Origin of the sequence: Rhodococcus sp. 1R11 (assembly GCF_004563845.1) — a bacterium.
GTDB lineage: Bacteria > Actinomycetota > Actinomycetes > Mycobacteriales > Mycobacteriaceae > Rhodococcoides.
The window spans coordinates 83,613-99,725 of sequence record NZ_SPNG01000004.1 but is presented as its reverse complement, the minus strand read 5'-3'; the positions used below and the strand labels follow the sequence as shown (position 1 = coordinate 99,725).

Below are 16,113 nucleotides of genomic sequence, written 5' to 3'. Positions count from 1 at the left end.
TTCGGTACGCGCACTCGATTGCGGATCACTGCAGATCTCGTACAGGCGTCGAGATCCGCATCTGCAGGCTCGTCGAGAACCAGTCGTTGGGTCTGCATTCGCACACCGGTGATCCTAGAGGGCTCGAGTCTGGTAGACCGGTGGTAGACGATCGAGCGAAGGGTGGCAGTCATGGCCGAGTGGATCAAAAAGGTCGAAGAGAACGCCAAGGGCCTCATCGCAGAGGCAGAACAGGAACTGACGGCTCTCGAGGGCGCGGACACCGTCGACCTCACCGCAGACGAGCCGGAGGATGCCGCGACCACCGACGATGATGACATTGTCACCAGTGACGATGCACGGGAGCAGGTCTCCGACTGACGTCGGTGCCCGAGCCCTCCGTGTCCGGCCGACGCACCTGGTCCACCACGACGCACGACTGGTCGATGGATGTCGATCGAGATCACCTCTCGCACATCAGAAGCCACCCCGGTGAGTACTCGCCGGGTGGAGTGCTGCACCTGGTTCTCGAAGTCCTCGCGTATGCGGTGGACGAAGCCGAGGATCAGGGAGGCGGTCACGCAACCATCACGTTCGACTCGGACGGCACGATCGATGTGACGGACCTCGGACGAGGCACCGACACACGATTCGACCGCGGACTCGCGATTCGCAAGCCCGTTGTGAGCACTGCAGATGTTCGCTTCTTCGACCGGCTGGAGCCAGTGCTGTTGGCGGACGGACATGCCCGCCGCGGAATGTCTACTGTCGCAGCGCTGTCGGACGTGCTCGAGCATACCAACCGTCGCAGGGAGGGCTCGTGGACCCGCCGGTACCAGTACGGCTTGCCCGTCACCGAATCGGTGTCGACTGCCCCTATGGATCGGACCGGTACCACGATCCGGTTCCGTCCCGATACCTCACTGCTCGCCGCAGATCATTTGAGCCCGCGCGATGTTCGCGCTCTGGTCGTCGACACGCAGTCCTTCACGGTCACGGTTCTGTAGATCTACTCGAACACGTACCAGCAGATGCTGTTTCTCCTGTGCCGGTCCTCCAACACCAGAGCCCGCACGCTGTCCGGCAGCTGTTCCCTCTGCCACTCATTTTCCGCAAACGCCGCGGCTGCTGCATTCGACGACGGTGCCGCAGCGCGAACTGCCTTGATGGCGTATGCCGCGGCTCCCAGGTCGTGTTCGGCCACGTGCGCCACGCATGCGGCCTGGCCTGCGGCGTAGGCGGCGAATCGAGCCGCTCCGCGAAGGGGACGCGCTGCGCCCATCGCGTGTCCGCCGAGGGCGCGGGTCTCCATCATCGGCAGCTCACCGCGTACCCACGCGCCGATCGCGTCGATGGCTTCCCTCGGTCTGGTGTCGGACGGAACCGAGCTCTCGAACAGGGGCAGCACGTGTTCGGCACAGGCAGCAGCCCAGAGTGCCAGGGCCCGATGATCGTCATCGGACAGCAGTCCCCCGCGCCGGGCGGTGACGAGCCGGGGATCTCGAACAGCGGGCAGGATCATCCTCGGCCGCACTCTTCGAACGAGTATCGGGCAGTCGAACGTGATTGCACGGTGGATATCAGAGCACAAAAAAGCCCGAGACCGTATGGTCTCGGGCTTTTTCAGTGGTAGCGGGGACAGGATTTGAACCTGCGACCTCTGGGTTATGAGCCCAGCGAGCTACCGAGCTGCTCCACCCCGCGTTGCATCTATGAAGTTACCCCCGCGTGTACGGCGAATGCAAATCACGTGACCACGGGGTGCCCGACGATGTCGACCGGGTTCGATATCCGCGCGTGCCGACCCTCGTAGCACGTACGAAGCCCCCAAAAATAGTGCTCCGCGTCTCTTTTCCAACGTGTTTCGAATCACATAACGGTCGGGTCACGAAGGTGAAACATTAACGCCACAATGCAGCTTGACCTGCACGAATAGGGGGCACAATCCCACTATGTGGACGGGTGGCATCCCATATCCGCACAGTGACGGTGGATGAATCCTCGACTACCTTCACGGACGGCCCTAAACCGCTGGGCTTGCACCACCCCGCCGCTTCTTTCGCTCTGCCCCGCGGGTGTGGTCCCCAATACGCACGGGGGCAGAGCCGCGACGATACGAAGTGCCTGGTCGCCACCGCCATCACCACCGGCGTAACGATTCGCAGGCCAGTCGCGCCAGTCGAGCGCGGAGAGGATTCACCCCGCATGACCACTCAGAACAACTTCGGTAAGCGCGCACTCGGATTGGCCGCCATCGCCGGCGCAGCCGTCGCCATTCCGCTCGGCGTTTCTGCCGGAACCGCCAACGCAGCCACCCACAACTGGGACGGCGTCGCACAGTGCGAGAGCGGTGGCAACTGGAACATCAACACTGGAAACGGCTACTACGGTGGCCTGCAGTTCTCGCAGAGCACCTGGACGGCCAACGGCGGAAGCGGATCGCCCGCCAACGCCTCCAAGGCCGAGCAGATCCGCGTCGCAGAGAACACCCTGCAGAGCCAGGGACCGGGCGCATGGCCCGTCTGTGGTCAGCAGCTGACCACCGGCACCTCGGCAGCCGAGCCCGAAGCGGCACCGGCACCGGCTCCTCAGGCAGCTCCGGCACCGGCGCCCGCGCCTGCCGTCGCACCCGAGGCCGCAGCAGCCGCACAGGCCGCTCAGGGCGCATTCGATGCGGCATCCAAGCTCGCCGACCAGTACGGCCTGAGCACCCAGTTCCAGCACTTCGTTGCTGCGAACGCTCCGGTGCTCGCGCCCATCGGACGCTGATTCACCGGCAGTTCGCTAGAACTGCCTCGTTCCGCTCGCAGTGATGCCCAGCGCATCCGGCTGTAGCGAACAACGACAGAGCCGCCTCACCGATTCGGTGAGGCGGCTCTGTCGTTGCAGTCAACCCGGTGGAACAGTGCCGATCAGCTACCGGCCCCGTTGTACGCGTCGACCGCCTTCTGCAAGTTCTCCAGCGCTGTGCCGAGCTGCGCCAGGTTGCCGCTCTGCTGTGCAGTGCGCACGGCGGAGAGTGCGTCGTTCAACCCGCTGACGGCGGCGTCCCTGGCCGCAGATCCGCCTGCGGACGGGGCCGGACTCGGTGACGCCGGAGTACTCCCCTCTGATCCCTCAGTGCTTCCCGATTCCGCCGGCTGCGGATTCTCCGGGGCACCGCCCGGAGCAGTAGCAGCAGAACCGGTTCCTGCCCCGAACACCTGATCCAGTGCCTCGGACAACCGAGCGGCGTAGCCGACGCGGACGCCACCTTCTGCTCCCGGCTCGCGATAGCTCACCAGAACCTTCGTCAACTGCGGGAAGGTCGACGTCGACGCGTTCTTACGTGAGGTGTACAGCGGCTCGACGTACAGAATTCCGCCGTCGGCGATGGGCAAGGTCAGCAGGTTGCCGTACTGCAGTTCGTTCGATTGCTCCAGGAGCGTTCGGTCCGACGCGACGCGTGCATCCGATGTCATGGAGTTCTGTGCCTGCTGCGGACCCTGTGTCTGAGTCTGGGTAGGCAACTGGAGAACCGTGAACTTCCCATAGTCGTCGGGATCGGAACCGACCGAGATGTACGAGGCCAGCAATTCACGATTGAACCCGACCATGGCACTGGTCAACCGGAATGACGGCTTTCCTGTTTCCGGATCACCGATGAGTACGTAGTACGGGGGCTGGTTCAATTCACTCCCCGCGCCGCTGTTACTGGTCGGATCGCTCGGCACGGACCAGAACGCGTTGTTGGTGAAGAACTCGTTGGGGTTGTCCACGTGATACTTCGCCAACATCTCTCGCTGGACCTTGAACAGGTCCTCCGGGTAGCGGAAGTGTGAGCGTAGCTCGTCGGAGATCGCGGACTCCGGCTGAACCGAACCGGGGAACACACCCATCCACGCCTTCAACACAGGGTCTTTGTCGTCGACCTGGTAGAGCGTCACCGTTCCGTCGTATGCATCGACCGTTGCCTTGACGGAGTTCCGGATGTACGACACTTCGTCTCGTGGGAGCGGTCGGCCTGTGGTCGGCTCGTTGCTGTCGACCGTGAGCCCGCCGAGAGACGCCCGCTGAGCGTAGGGATACGTGTCCAGCGTGGTGTAGCCGTCGACAATCCAGACGATCTTGCCACCGACCACTGCCGGGTAGGAATCGGTGTCGGTGGTCAGCCACGGCGCTACCTTCTGCACTCGATCGCGGGGATCGCGATCGAACAGAATTTTCGAGTCGCTACCGATTGCTCCCGAGAACAGAATGTTTCGCTCGCCGTACTTTGCCGCAAAGGCCAGGCGATTGAACCAGTTACCCACCGAGACACCGCCGGCACCGTCGTAGGTGAAGTTCGACTCGTCAGTGTCGTACTCACGATTCTCGCCCTCCGCAGCACCGACGATTGCGTAGTCGGGGTCTGCCTGAGCGATCACCTCGCCGTAGTAAATTCGCGGCTGATCCACCGGGATCACCTGGTTGGAACCCTGGGAAGCGATGTCGCTCACCGTGTAGATCGGGTAGCCACTGTTACTGCTTGCACCCTCGGCCGTCGGATCCTGCACCGCTGCGTTCACTCTGTTGGCAGGAGCAGCGACGAAGCCGTTTCCATGTGTGTACACCGTGTGACGGTTGATCCAGTCCGTCTGGTTTCCGGTCAACGACTGCGGGGACAGCTCGCGAGCGGCGACGATGTAATCCTGCAACTGCCCGTCGATCTCGTATCTGTCGATGTCGAGTGTGTCGGGGAAGCCGAAGAAGTTCTTCAGCTGCTGCTGCTGGGTGAATGTGCGGGAGAGCACGTTCGGGTCGAGCAGGCGAGTGTTTGCGATAGTGGTCCGGTCGGCCTCGCTCTCGCGCGGATTCTGCGAACTCTCACCCGAGTAGGCCTGATAATCGACGACATCGTCGCCGATTCCGTACGCATCACGGGTCGCCGTGATATTTCGCTGAATGTATTGGCTTTCTTTCTGGGCCGCGTTCGGACGCACCGAGAACTGTTCCATCACCAGCGGCCAGACCGCACCGATGAGGATCGACGACAGCACCAACAGCGCTGTGGCCAAGGCGGGGATTCTGAGGTCGCGGAGGAAGATGGCCGCAAAGAAGGCCACGGCACAGATGACTGCGATGGCCAACAGAATCAGCTTCGCCGGCAGCACCGCGTTGATGTCGGTGAAGCTGGCACCGGTGAACGTCGGCTCCTTACGACTGCTCGACAACAGCGTGTATCGGTCGAACCAGTAGGCGATGGCCTTGAGCAGGACGAAGGTGCCGGCCAGAACCGCGAGCTGAATCCGCGCCGCGCGGGTGAGCGCTCCTTCTCGGCCGGCGAGACGAATGCCGCCGAACACGTACTGCGTCACCAGGTTTGCGAAGAACGCCACCAGGATTGCAACGAACAGCCAGTTCAGGATGAAGCGGTAGAACGGCAGATCGAACGAGTAGAACCCGACGTCCAGGCCGAACTGCGGGTCGGTCTGCCCGAAGTCGCCGCCATGCAGGAACAGCTGCACGGTGACCCAGTTCGTCTGGGCGATCATGCCGGACAGGAAGCCGAACACGACCGGGATTCCGATGCCGAACAACCGCAATCGGCTCATCACCGTGGTGCGGTATCGAGCGATCGGATCGTTGGGTCCGGCCACCGGAACGAACACTGGGCGATTGCGGTACGCGACGACCAGCGCGCCGAAGACGATGAGCCCGACGACGACAGCGACGACGAGGAAAATCACCAACCGGGTCAGCAGAGTGGTGGTGTAGACGCCGCGGAAGTCGACTTCTCCGAACCACAACCAGTTCGTGTAGATATCGATCAACCGCGGACCGATGAGCAGCAAAGCTGCTACTACCAAGGCCAATACGAGCAAGATCCGGCTTCGCCGCGACAACGACGGCATACCGGTGGGGGGCCTCATGCCCACGTGCCACACTCCAACTTCGGGCGACGCCGATGGCGCCGCAGATGACTGTCACGGCGCACCTCGCGTGCGCCGCATGTCCGTTTCGCCCTACTGTACGTACGTTGATCCTACGGCTGTGACGCCCGTACTGCGGCCCCGCCGGACCGCAGGTCAGGAGCATCGACATTCGTGGAACCATTCGGATGCGAGGATAGTGCGGTGAGCAACGACAGTGACGGACTGCCCGGCCAGGAACATTTCGGAGACGACTTCGACCCCGAGTCGGGTGGACCCGACGTCGCCGAGGCCTTGGCTCGGTGCGCGCGTGAGGTGGCGGACTTCGTCGACGCGGGCGGGTGGGGCCAGTCGCCCCAGATGTTCGCGCTGGTGCCCACCGCTGCCCTCGCCGCGGCAGAACCCGGTCTGCTCGACGATCTGGCCGACGGTGCCGCACTCACACCGATCCAGCAGCATTCGTTGCCCGAGGACATCACCGGCGGCTCCCCCGCCCTCGACGAATTCCTCGCCACGTCGACGTGGCCCGAGGGCGTCGTGGGATGCGCACTCGTTCAGGAGATCGTCGTACTCCCCCCGGCTGCGGAGTCGGCGCTCGACGACGCACTGATGCCGCTGCTCGCAGATCCCGACGCGGCCGACAATGCGGCGCGATCGGCCGCCGAGAACCATCCCGAGAAGCGTGACGCGCGACTGATCGTGGCAGTGCTGAAAGACGGGCCGTCGTTGACGTTGTTGCAACTGCATCCGGACGAAGACGCCGATCCGTTCGCTCCCATCGACCTTCGCATCGCCGAGGACCTGGCACCCAACGTCGTCCACGGTCTGTACGCGACGTTCGATGTGGTCGACGACGAGTAAATACGACCGAGCGGGTCAGCTACAGGTCGGAGCGTCTTCGCCCGACCCGATCGCCCGAAGCGAATCGATCGCGTTGTCCAGCGATTCGACTCGCACCAAGCGCAGACCGTCGGGCACATTCTGTTGCGCCTCACCACAATTGGCGTCCGGCACCAGGAACGTCGTGGCCCCTGCCTCGCGAGCTGCGATCAGCTTGTAGGGAATACCGCCGATAGGGCCGACCGTTCCCGTTGCGTCGATCGTGCCTGTTCCGGCCACGAATTCGCCGTTGCTCAGCTCGCCGGGACTCAGTTTGTCCACGACCGCCAGGCTGAACATCAAGCCGGCGGACGGACCACCGACGTCGGCGAGATTGAACTTCACGTCGAACGGAACGTCCGGCTGTTCCTCGGGCGTCACACCGAGATACCCCTTGGACGGATCATCCGGCCTGGCCCCGAGCACAACGGAGCCCGTACGAGGGGCACCATCGCGCACGTAGTCGATGTCGAGCGAATCGCCGGGTGCCTTGGCGCTGACGGCCTCGCGAACCGCGCCGGCCGTCGAGACGGGGGCGCCGCCCACCGCAACCAGAGTGTCTCCGATGTCCAGCACGCCTGCGGCGGGGCCGTCCTGGGCCACGCTGGTCACCGACAGCGACACCGGGAGGTCGAGGTGATGCAGAGCGGCGAGTTCGGCACTGGATTCCGATTGCTCGAAATCGGCCTGATTACCCTCCTGCACTTCCTCTTTCGACTTGTCCGGTGGGTATACCTCCTCACGAGGTACCAGTCCCTGACGCCCACTGGCCCAGAACCCGAGAGCCTCGAAGAGATTGAGCTGATCCCGCACGGCCACCGTCGTCATGTTCAGATGGCCTGCGGTGGGGTCGACGTCGGTGCCGTCGATCTGGACTACGGGCACGCCGTCGACGTCACCGAGAGTGTTGTAGGTCGGCCCGGGGCCGAGTGCCGCGAACGGAACGGTGACGACCGAGCCGGTGACGCCCAGCACCACGACCGGTACCAGCGCTGCGACGAGTGTGGCGATCCTTCGGTTCACTCGGTAGACACTAGATCCGAACGTGCGGCGGCGTGGATACCGCCCCTGCCGGAGCCCGACGCACGATGCGACGAAGCCGTTCTGTTCGCCGTCAGCGTGACGATCTTTCGCGCTCCGAGTGCTCATGGCTTGTACCGTTGAGCCATGAGCAATTTTGGTTTCGGTGCTTCCGACGACGACCCGGACAAGAAGAAGGATCCGGACGGGTCGGGTAACCCCGCCGGTTTCGGATTCGGGGCCGAGGGCTTCGACCCTGCACAACTGGGCCAGATGCTCACCCAGTTCGGCCAGATGCTCAGCGGCATGGGTGCCGCGGGGTCGGGCGGATCGTCGGCCGGACCGGTCAATTACGACCTCGCCAAGCAATTGGCCCGACAGCAGATGGGCGATTTCAGCCCGGTGTCGGCCGGGGAGCGTGAGGCCATCACCGAGGCCGCCCACCTCGCCGAGCTCTGGCTGGACGGTGCCACCACATTGCCTGCCGGTGCCACCAAGACTGCAGCGTGGACGCCGGTCGACTGGCTGGACAACACCATCGACACCTGGAAGCGGCTGTGCGATCCGGTCGCCGAGCAGATTTCGGGCATGTGGACCTCGGGGCTGCCGCCGGAGGCTCAGCAGATGGCCGGACCGATGATGGGCATGCTGACCCAGATGGGCGGAATGGCATTCGGCTCGCAACTCGGTCAGGCACTGGGCCAACTGTCGAAGGAAGTGCTCACCTCAACCGACATCGGTCTCCCGCTCGGCCCGTCGGGCACCGCCGCGTTGCTACCGTCGGCGATCGAGTCGTTCAGCGAAGGTCTCGAACAGCCCGAGCGTGAGGTGCTGGTGTTCCTGGCCGCCCGCGAAGCTGCACACCAACGGCTGTACAGCCATGTCCCGTGGCTGCGCCAGCGGGTTCTCGCCACTGTCGAGGAATATGCTCGCGGCATCCGCATGGATTTCTCGGCAATCGAGGAAGCCGCTGCCGGGCTCGACCCGTCGGCGCTGACGGATCCGTCGAAAATCGAAGCGCTGCTGCAGCAGGGTTCGTTCGAGCCGCAGACCACACCCGAGCAGAAGCACGCTCTCGAACGTCTCGAAACGTTGCTGGCGCTGGTGGAGGGCTGGGTGGAGACCGTGGTCACTGCCGCACTCGGCGACCGTCTCCCCGGCACAGTTGCCCTCGCCGAGACCATTCGCCGTCGCCGCGCTTCCGGCGGCCCGGCAGAGCAGACGTTCGCGACGTTGGTCGGTCTCGAGTTGCGCCCCCGCAAGGTGCGCGAGGCCGCCGATCTGTGGCGCCAACTACTGGCCGCCGCGGACGTGGAGGGCCGCGACGGGGTGTGGGCACACCCGGATCTGCTGCCCGACGCATCCGACCTGGACAACCCAGCAGCGTTCATCGACCGAGTCGTCGGCGGCGGCACCTCCAGCTTCGACGACCCCATCGCGCAACTCGAGGCGATGGAGGCAAAGGAGGCCGCCGAACGAGCGGAACACGGCACGGACGACGCCTCCGGGGACGGCGACGACCATCCGGACAAGGGCTCTTCCACACCCTGAACCCGGACGGCGCACACCAATGCCGTCGGACCCGTCGAACGCCTGCTCGAAGCCCATTTTCCCCTGTGGATAACGTGCTCCGAGCGGGCGTTTGCCGTTCGACCGAGTGTCACAGTGTGCTTCATGATCACATCGACCGTGCGACTCGATCCTGCGGTGGCCATCCTGCCGCGACGGGACGGAACTGTTCGACTGGGGTGGAGCCCCGAGACCAGCGTCGTCGTCACTCCCCCTCCCGGTGCGGAACTGGGTTCGATACTCGAGATCCTGCGGCTTCTCGCTGCAGGACGTTCCAGGCCTCACATCGTCTGTCACGCAATGACGTTGGGTTTGTCCGCGAACCGAGTGTCGTCGATGCTCGCCGAATTGGACGATTCCGGCCTTCTCGTGCACGGCACGAATGGCCCGACGGCGAGCAATGCAAACGCTCCGTCGAGTGAACTGCGCGACATTCGTTCCGTGCATGTCGTGGGCCGCGGGCCGCTCTCGGATGCGCTGACCGCCGGGTTGCGGCGCACCAGCGTCGCGGTGACCAGAACGAGCCTGACCCCGACACGCTATCCGCACCTCGCCGTGAACTCGTGGCAGTACGACGTGGTCGTGCTCACCGACGACCTCGTCGCCGAGCCCCGCCTGGTGACCGATCTGGTGCGGAAAAGGATCCCGCACCTGCAGGTGCGATTGCGGGACGGGAAAGGAATCGTCGGCCCGTTCGTGGTGCCCGGACAGACGAGTTGCCTGCGCTGCGCCGATCTCACCCGCTGTGATCTCGATCCGGAGTGGCCGCACCTGTCCGCACATCTGCTCGGCACGGTGGGCCAGGCGAGTACCGCCACGGTGTTGGCCACGGCAGCGTTCGCGTTCGCGCAACTCGAAACCCTCATCGATCGCACGGACGGAACGATGCCCGAAACCACCGACTGCACGATGGAGCTGAGTTTTGCGGCAACCGGCACGTCCGTGCACAAACGGCAGTGGACTCGGCATCCGCATTGCGACTGCTGGTACTGACGACACGGTCACTCGACCACCCGCCCACCTCGGCCGGCGGAGCCACGGTTTCACCGGTCCGAGCATTTGTCGGAAGGTTCAGCCATGATGGAGCTGTGTCAGACATACCGCGCCGTGGATCCACTCGTACCGCGAAACTAGCCAGCATTCCCCTGGGAATGGCCGGACGTGCCGCGATGGGCTTCGGAAAGAAGCTCGCCGGCGGAAACCGCGACGAGATCGACGCGGACATGGCCGCCAAAGCAGCCGAGCAACTCTTCTCCGTACTCGGAGAGCTCAAAGGCGGGGCCATGAAGCTCGGTCAGATGCTGTCGGTGATGGAAGCCGCCGTCCCCGAGGAGTATTCGGAGCCCTACCGTGAGGCACTGACGAAGCTGCAGGCTCAGGGCCCGCCCATGCCGGCCAAGACAGTGCATCGCGTACTCGATCAACAACTCGGGACGGCGTGGCGATCACGGTTCGAGAGTTTCGACGACACCGCAATCGCCTCGGCAAGCATCGGCCAGGTCCACCGAGCCACGTGGGCGGACGGGCGCGACGTCGCGGTCAAGATCCAGTATCCGGGTGCGGACGACGCCCTGCGGTCGGACCTCAAGACTCTGTCTCGTTTCGCGAATCTGTTCAGCACGGTGCTCGCGGGTACGGACGTCAAGCCCGTACTCGAAGAGCTGACGGCTCGCACCGAGGACGAGCTCGACTACCGCATCGAGGCAGCCAATCAGCGCGCCTTCAGCAAGGAATTCGCGGGCGATCCTCGGTTCGCGGTACCCAAGATCGTCGCCAGCGCCCCGAAAGTGGTTGTGAGCGAATGGATGACGGGCAGGCCCCTGGCCGACGTGATCGCGCACGGAACTGCGAACGAGCGTAACCGAGCCGGCGAACTACTCGCGCGGTTCGCGTTCGAGTCTCCTGCGCGCGCGAAGTTGTTGCACGCGGACCCACATCCGGGAAACTTCATGATGCTCGACGACGGCCGAATGGGCGTCATCGATTTCGGGGCATGTGCTCCGATGCCCGACGGCCTGCCTCCGGTCCTCGGCCGGATGGTCGCACTTGCTCGTGACGACAAGTTCGACGAACTGGTCGAACTGTGCACCGAAAGTGGCTTCGTGGTGCCGGGGCGCACGGTGACGGAGAAGGAAATTGCCGATTACCTTCGCCCGTTCACAGACCCGATCCACACCGAGTCGTTTCACTTCACTCGGGCGTGGCTGCAGAAAGCGGCAGGCACTGCCGCCGATTTCAACAGCGCGCAGTTCCGCACCGTTCGCTCGCTGAACATGCCGCCGGAGTACGTGATGATCTTCCGGGTACTGGGCGGCCTGGTGGGAATCTGCGCGCAGCTCGACGCCTATGCGCCGTACATGGCAATTCTGACGGAATGGTTGCCCGGCTTCACCGAGTGAGTCACTCGGTGAAGCCGGACCTCCGGACCGAGCTTCATGCCGCGTTCTTACGCGGCCGTCCGCGAGGACGCTTGCGTGCGATGACAACACCCTGTTCCAGGATCTCGCCGCCCCATACGCCCCACGGCTCGGCGCGATCCAACGCGGCGCTGAGACAGGTACGGCGGATGGGGCATTCGGCGCACAGCGCCTTGGCCTGCTCCAATTCGGCAGGGGTGTCGGCGAACCACATGTCGGGGTTCGCCGCTCGGCAGGGCACCGACAGCTCGAGCTCCGCCGATTCGGCGAAACTTGTTGCTGCGTAGGTGCTTTCGGACTCTGGTCGGCATGTCGTCCGGATCGTGGCGGTTGACACGTCGGTCTCCTCTACTTTTCGTGCGGCGTCGTTATCGGTTCGAGGGGTGATGCGAACCATGTCGGCCTCACGCTCGGGTAGAGGATCTACCTGAACGACAAAGGCCACGGTCCGCGAGTGCGGGTCCGTGGCCTGGTGGGCAAATCGAAGCGTCTACCTACAGTGAAGTCGGTATCTGCTGTCGAACACGGACGCGCGTGGTGCGCGGTGACGTCGATGGGTGTACACAGCGGCTGCTGCCAACGCCAGGACACCGGGGGCGGAATTCGACCCGAGGGCTTCCGATGCGGACTGGTGCATCGGGCCGAAAGCGGTGGGACGAATCCACGTCTGCGCAACCGAGCCGGCGGCTACGGCCGCAGCAGCGGGCGTACCGACCAGCGCATCGCCGAAGGGCGTTGCACCGAAGACAGGGCTGAGCACGACGGTTGCTCTTGCACCGGCGATGTCGAATGTGTCGATCATGTTCTTCAGCTCCTGTTCTGGTCTCGTGGGCGGACTGGGCAGTGTGCGGTCTCCCGCGACACGAGAAACAGACTAAGCCCCCCGCCGAGATCTGCACAAGTTATTTTTGACCAGCAGTTTTACGGCAACTGTTCGACGGACGGTTACCGGTCGGAAGACCGCACCACCGTCAGCACGTCCTCGCCGAAGCGCTCGAGCTTCTTGGCCCCGATTCCCGGTATCGCAACGAGCCCACGCTCGTCCTGCGGTTGCTGTTCCGCGATAGCAGTCAACGTGTTGTCGCTGAACACGACGTATGCGGGCACCTTGAGTTCACGAGACTTGTCCAAGCGCCACGACTTCAACGCGTCGAGCAGGGCGATGTCCACGTTGGACGGGCAACTGTCGCATCGTCCGAGCATCGTGGCCGACGTGCCGATCAGCGGCTTACCGCAGATTCTGCACTTGGGCCCGGACCTCTTGGCCGCGGGTGCCGCGATGCGCGACGCGGGCGAATCCTCGGGCACCAATCCGATCAGGAATCGGGAGCGCCGACGCGACTTGCGCCCACCCTCGTTACGGGCCAGGGCCCACGACAGGTGCAGGTGGACCCGCGCCCGGGTGACACCCACGTAGAGAAGGCGACGTTCCTCCTCGACGGCGGCCTCGTTGTTCGCACTGGGATCGTTGCCGATCGCATGGGATATCGGCAGCGTTCCGTCGGCAAGCCCGACGATGAACACTGCATCCCACTCGAGCCCCTTCGCCGCATGCAACGAGGCCAGAGTCACGCCCTGCACCGTCGGTGGATGCCGTGCCTCGGCGCGAGCCGCGAGTTCACCCAGAAGTGAGTCGAGGGTCAGTTCGGGGTCGTGCACCAGCAATTCCTCGGTGAGTTGCACGAGACCTCCCAGGGAGGCCCACTTCTCCCGCGCCTGCGCACCGGTCGGCTCGGTAGCGGTCAACCCCAGTGGAGCCAGCACGGCCCGAACCAGACCGGTCAGGCCGTCGCCGGCACGAGAGCCGTCGGGTAGATCGTCTCGGCCCGCAGCCTGGCGCAGTGCATTGACTCCCTGCCGCACTTCGGGTCGAGTGAAGAAACCCTCGCCGCCGCGAACCTGATAGGGAATCTTCAGCTCGGTCAGGGCCTGCTCGTGCGCCTCGGACTGCGCATTGATGCGGTACAGAATTGCGATCTCGGCAGGCTCGACGCCTTTCGAGATCAACCTCTTCACCGCGCGCGCCACTCCGTCTGCTTCGGCGGGCTCGTCGTCGTACTCGAAGAACTCCGGCTCCGGACCGGAATCACGCTGACCGATCAGCTGCAGCCGAGTGCCCGCAATGCGACCCCGCGCGGCACCGATCACGCGATTGGCCAACGACACGACCTCAGGTGTCGATCGGTAGTCGCGTTCGAGACGGACAACCGTGGCCTCGGGATACTTGCGAGAGAAGTCGAGCAGGTAGCGAGGGGATGCTCCGGTGAACGAGTAGATCGTCTGATTCGCATCCCCGACGACGGTGAGATCGTCACGATCGCCCACCCAGGCGTCGAGAACCCGCTGTTGGAGCGGCGTCACGTCCTGATACTCGTCGACGACGAAGCAGCGATAGCGTTCGCGGAATTCGTCGGCCACCGAGGAGTGCTGTTCGAGCGCCGCGGCCGTGTGCAACAGCAGATCGTCGAAGTCGAGCAACATGCCGTCGCCGCCGCGAGATTTGAGTTCTTCGTATCCCGCGTACACCGCAGCGACCTTGGCTGCGTCCATGGGCACGTCGCGTCGGTTGCTCGCCGCTATGCGCGGGTAGTCCTCCGGAGCGATCAACGAGCCTTTTGCCCACTCGATCTCGCCCGCGAGGTCGCGGATGGCGTCCGTGGAGGTGGATACGCCGGCCCGGTTCGCCGCCTGCGAGACCACGGTGAACTTACGGTCGAGCAACTGCCATCCGGTGTCGCCGACGACCTGTGGCCAGAAATATTTGAGCTGACGCATCGCGGCAGCGTGGAAGGTACGAGCCTGCACCGGAGGGCCCTCTCCCCCGACGCCGAGTTCTCGCAGACGGCCCCGCATCTCACCGGCCGCCCGCGCGGTGAAGGTGACCGCCAGTACCTGGCCGGAGGACACGTGTCCCGCGGACACGAGATGCGCGATGCGTCGAGTGATCGTGCGAGTCTTGCCCGTTCCGGCCCCGGCGAGCACACAGACCGGACCACGAGGTGCCAGCACCGCCGCGGATTGCTCCGGATCGAGCCCGGCAGTCATCGCGTCGTCAGCCATGGGGTCCATTGTGTCAGTGCCTACCGACAGCGATGTCCGGGCCCGACGCCGCCGAGACTCGCCGAGGCGGACGTCACGGAACAATCACCTGCGCCCTGCTGTTGACTGTCTGCGTGACCACTACCGAGAACACTCCACAGACCCCGGCCGCGCTGACCGTCTACTCCACCACCTGGTGCGGGTACTGCCGCCGGCTCAAGACTCAGCTCGACGAGGCGGGAATCGCCTACTCCGAGATCGACATCGAGCAGAACCCCGAGTCTGCGGAGTTCGTCGGCAGCGTCAACAACGGAAACCACATCGTGCCCACCGTGCAGTTCGCGGACGGATCGACGGCAACCAATCCCAGCCTCGCCGAGGTCAAGCGCGCTCTGTCGCTCTGATCGGGCGTCAGGTCGTCGCTGCCCACGCCTCGAGCATTCCGCGGGCGATAGAGATGGACCCGGGAAGCAGCAATCGAGACGTCGAGTCCGATCCCCAGTCGCCCAGTTCGAGGGCGGCGACGACCTCGGTCCGCTCGAACCAGTGCGCCTCGGCGATCTCACCGTCCTGGAACGCGAGCGGCTGATCCGGGTCGGCGACGGCCGAGAAGCCGATCATCACCGAACGCGGAAACGGCCACGGCTGACTGCCCAGGTATTCGATGCCGGAGACGTCCAGCCCCACTTCTTCCTTGATCTCTCGCGCGACGCAGGTCTCAAGCGATTCGCCGGCCTCGACGAATCCCGCCAGCACCGAGAATCGACGTTCGGGCCACATCGGTGCGCGCGCCAACAGCACTCGATTCGCGCCGTCGTGAACCAGGCAGATCACCGCGGGATCGGTGCGCGGAAATTCTTCGTGACCCGAGGACGTGCTGGTCCGCGACCAGCCTGCGGCCGACGGAACGGACGGAGCGCCGTCGAGCGAGCTGAACCGCGCACTGGCGTGCCAATTGAGGATGGCCAGAGCCCCGGTGACCATCGACAGCGACACACTGTCGAGGCGCTCACCGTCGGTTCGCAGGTCTCCCAGCGTGCCCTGAAGTAGTTCGACGCGTCGGGTCCACAGGTGCCGGTCGCCATGAATTCCGAGGAAGACCACGTCCTCGGTCGGTTCCGTGGCCACGTCTGCGGCGTCGACGAAGACCAGACCACCCTCGTCTACTGCGAATCTGCCGCGACCGTCCACGTCGAGTACGCGAGCAGTGGGCCAACCGGCGGCCAGTGCCGCTGTGTCGCGGCGCAATTCCTCGGCCCGGTCGAGCGGTGATCGAGACAGTCGAGGTGGATGGACGAGCTGAAAATTCGGCACGCTCA

Annotated in this window: 15 protein-coding genes and 1 tRNA gene; 8 read left to right on the top strand and 8 right to left on the bottom strand. The window is 64.5% G+C overall.

Going from position 1 to position 16,113, the window contains the following annotated elements; all coding sequences use genetic code 11:
- Positions 1-171 precede the first annotated feature (171 nt).
- Both E4P29_RS08380 and E4P29_RS08375 read left to right on the top strand, forming a co-directional pair.
- Complete coding sequence (locus tag E4P29_RS08380) at positions 172-360, top strand: hypothetical protein (RefSeq protein ID WP_032366331.1); 189 nt, start codon at positions 172-174, stop codon at positions 358-360.
- A 5-nt stretch (positions 361-365) separates the two neighbouring features.
- Complete coding sequence (locus E4P29_RS08375) at positions 366-986, top strand: ATP-binding protein (RefSeq protein WP_135043778.1); 621 nt, start codon at positions 366-368, stop codon at positions 984-986.
- A 2-nt stretch (positions 987-988) separates the two neighbouring features.
- On the opposite strand, the gene E4P29_RS08370 is transcribed toward E4P29_RS08375, so the two are convergent.
- Both E4P29_RS08370 and E4P29_RS08365 read right to left on the bottom strand, forming a co-directional pair.
- Complete coding sequence (locus E4P29_RS08370; protein WP_135043776.1) at positions 989-1,501, bottom strand: putative immunity protein; 513 nt, start codon at positions 1,499-1,501, stop codon at positions 989-991.
- A gap of 105 nt (positions 1,502-1,606) precedes the next feature.
- Positions 1,607-1,683 (bottom strand) — tRNA-Met (locus tag E4P29_RS08365).
- A 501-nt stretch (positions 1,684-2,184) separates the two neighbouring features.
- On the opposite strand from E4P29_RS08365, the gene E4P29_RS08360 reads away from it, so the two are divergent.
- Complete coding sequence (locus E4P29_RS08360; protein WP_135043774.1) at positions 2,185-2,748, top strand: transglycosylase family protein; 564 nt, start codon at positions 2,185-2,187, stop codon at positions 2,746-2,748.
- Positions 2,749-2,891: 143 nt separating this feature from the next.
- Here E4P29_RS08360 and E4P29_RS08355 read toward each other — a convergent pair whose 3' ends face one another.
- The gene (locus tag E4P29_RS08355) at positions 2,892-5,876 is read right to left on the bottom strand and encodes a UPF0182 family protein (RefSeq protein ID WP_209205336.1); all 2,985 of its coding nucleotides are present in this window, start codon (positions 5,874-5,876) and stop codon (positions 2,892-2,894) included.
- Between the two features lie 288 nt (positions 5,877-6,164).
- Between E4P29_RS08355 and E4P29_RS08350 the strand changes: the two genes are divergently transcribed.
- On the top strand, positions 6,165-6,731 hold the full coding sequence (locus tag E4P29_RS08350) for a PPA1309 family protein (RefSeq protein WP_094695495.1): 567 nt from the start codon (positions 6,165-6,167) through the stop codon (positions 6,729-6,731).
- 15 nt (positions 6,732-6,746) lie between these two features.
- On the opposite strand, the gene E4P29_RS08345 is transcribed toward E4P29_RS08350, so the two are convergent.
- The gene (locus tag E4P29_RS08345) at positions 6,747-7,772 is read right to left on the bottom strand and encodes a PDZ domain-containing protein (RefSeq protein ID WP_135043768.1); all 1,026 of its coding nucleotides are present in this window, start codon (positions 7,770-7,772) and stop codon (positions 6,747-6,749) included.
- A gap of 144 nt (positions 7,773-7,916) precedes the next feature.
- On the opposite strand from E4P29_RS08345, the gene E4P29_RS08340 reads away from it, so the two are divergent.
- From E4P29_RS08340 to E4P29_RS08330, 3 genes are all read left to right on the top strand, one after another.
- Positions 7,917-9,320, top strand: a complete 1,404-nt coding sequence (locus tag E4P29_RS08340; RefSeq protein WP_135043765.1) for a zinc-dependent metalloprotease — start codon at positions 7,917-7,919, stop codon at positions 9,318-9,320.
- A 123-nt stretch (positions 9,321-9,443) separates the two neighbouring features.
- The gene (locus E4P29_RS08335) at positions 9,444-10,331 is read left to right on the top strand and encodes a hypothetical protein (protein WP_135043762.1); all 888 of its coding nucleotides are present in this window, start codon (positions 9,444-9,446) and stop codon (positions 10,329-10,331) included.
- 95 nt (positions 10,332-10,426) lie between these two features.
- Positions 10,427-11,737 carry an AarF/UbiB family protein gene (locus E4P29_RS08330; protein ID WP_135043759.1) on the top strand — a complete coding sequence of 437 codons (1,311 nt, stop codon included), beginning with the start codon at positions 10,427-10,429 and terminating at the stop codon, positions 11,735-11,737.
- Positions 11,738-11,771: 34 nt separating this feature from the next.
- Here E4P29_RS08330 and E4P29_RS26190 read toward each other — a convergent pair whose 3' ends face one another.
- The 3 genes from E4P29_RS26190 to E4P29_RS08315 form a co-directional block, all read right to left on the bottom strand.
- Positions 11,772-12,092: a WhiB family transcriptional regulator gene (locus tag E4P29_RS26190; protein WP_027496555.1), complete on the bottom strand. Its 321-nt coding sequence runs from the start codon at positions 12,090-12,092 to the stop codon at positions 11,772-11,774.
- A gap of 153 nt (positions 12,093-12,245) precedes the next feature.
- Positions 12,246-12,557, bottom strand: coding sequence for a hypothetical protein (locus E4P29_RS08320; protein ID WP_135043756.1), 312 nt, complete (start codon positions 12,555-12,557; stop codon positions 12,246-12,248).
- A 143-nt stretch (positions 12,558-12,700) separates the two neighbouring features.
- Entirely contained in the window at positions 12,701-14,824 is a 2,124-nt protein-coding gene (locus E4P29_RS08315) for an ATP-dependent DNA helicase UvrD2 (protein ID WP_135043753.1), read from the bottom strand.
- A gap of 104 nt (positions 14,825-14,928) precedes the next feature.
- Between E4P29_RS08315 and E4P29_RS08310 the strand changes: the two genes are divergently transcribed.
- Positions 14,929-15,198 (top strand): mycoredoxin, encoded by a 270-nt coding sequence (locus E4P29_RS08310; protein WP_032366324.1) that lies wholly within the window; start codon positions 14,929-14,931, stop codon positions 15,196-15,198.
- Positions 15,199-15,205: 7 nt separating this feature from the next.
- Here the strand turns inward: E4P29_RS08310 and nudC are convergent, their stop codons facing one another.
- Positions 15,206-16,108 carry an NAD(+) diphosphatase gene (gene nudC, locus E4P29_RS08305; RefSeq protein WP_135043750.1) on the bottom strand — a complete coding sequence of 301 codons (903 nt, stop codon included), beginning with the start codon at positions 16,106-16,108 and terminating at the stop codon, positions 15,206-15,208.
- Positions 16,109-16,113 lie beyond the last annotated feature (5 nt).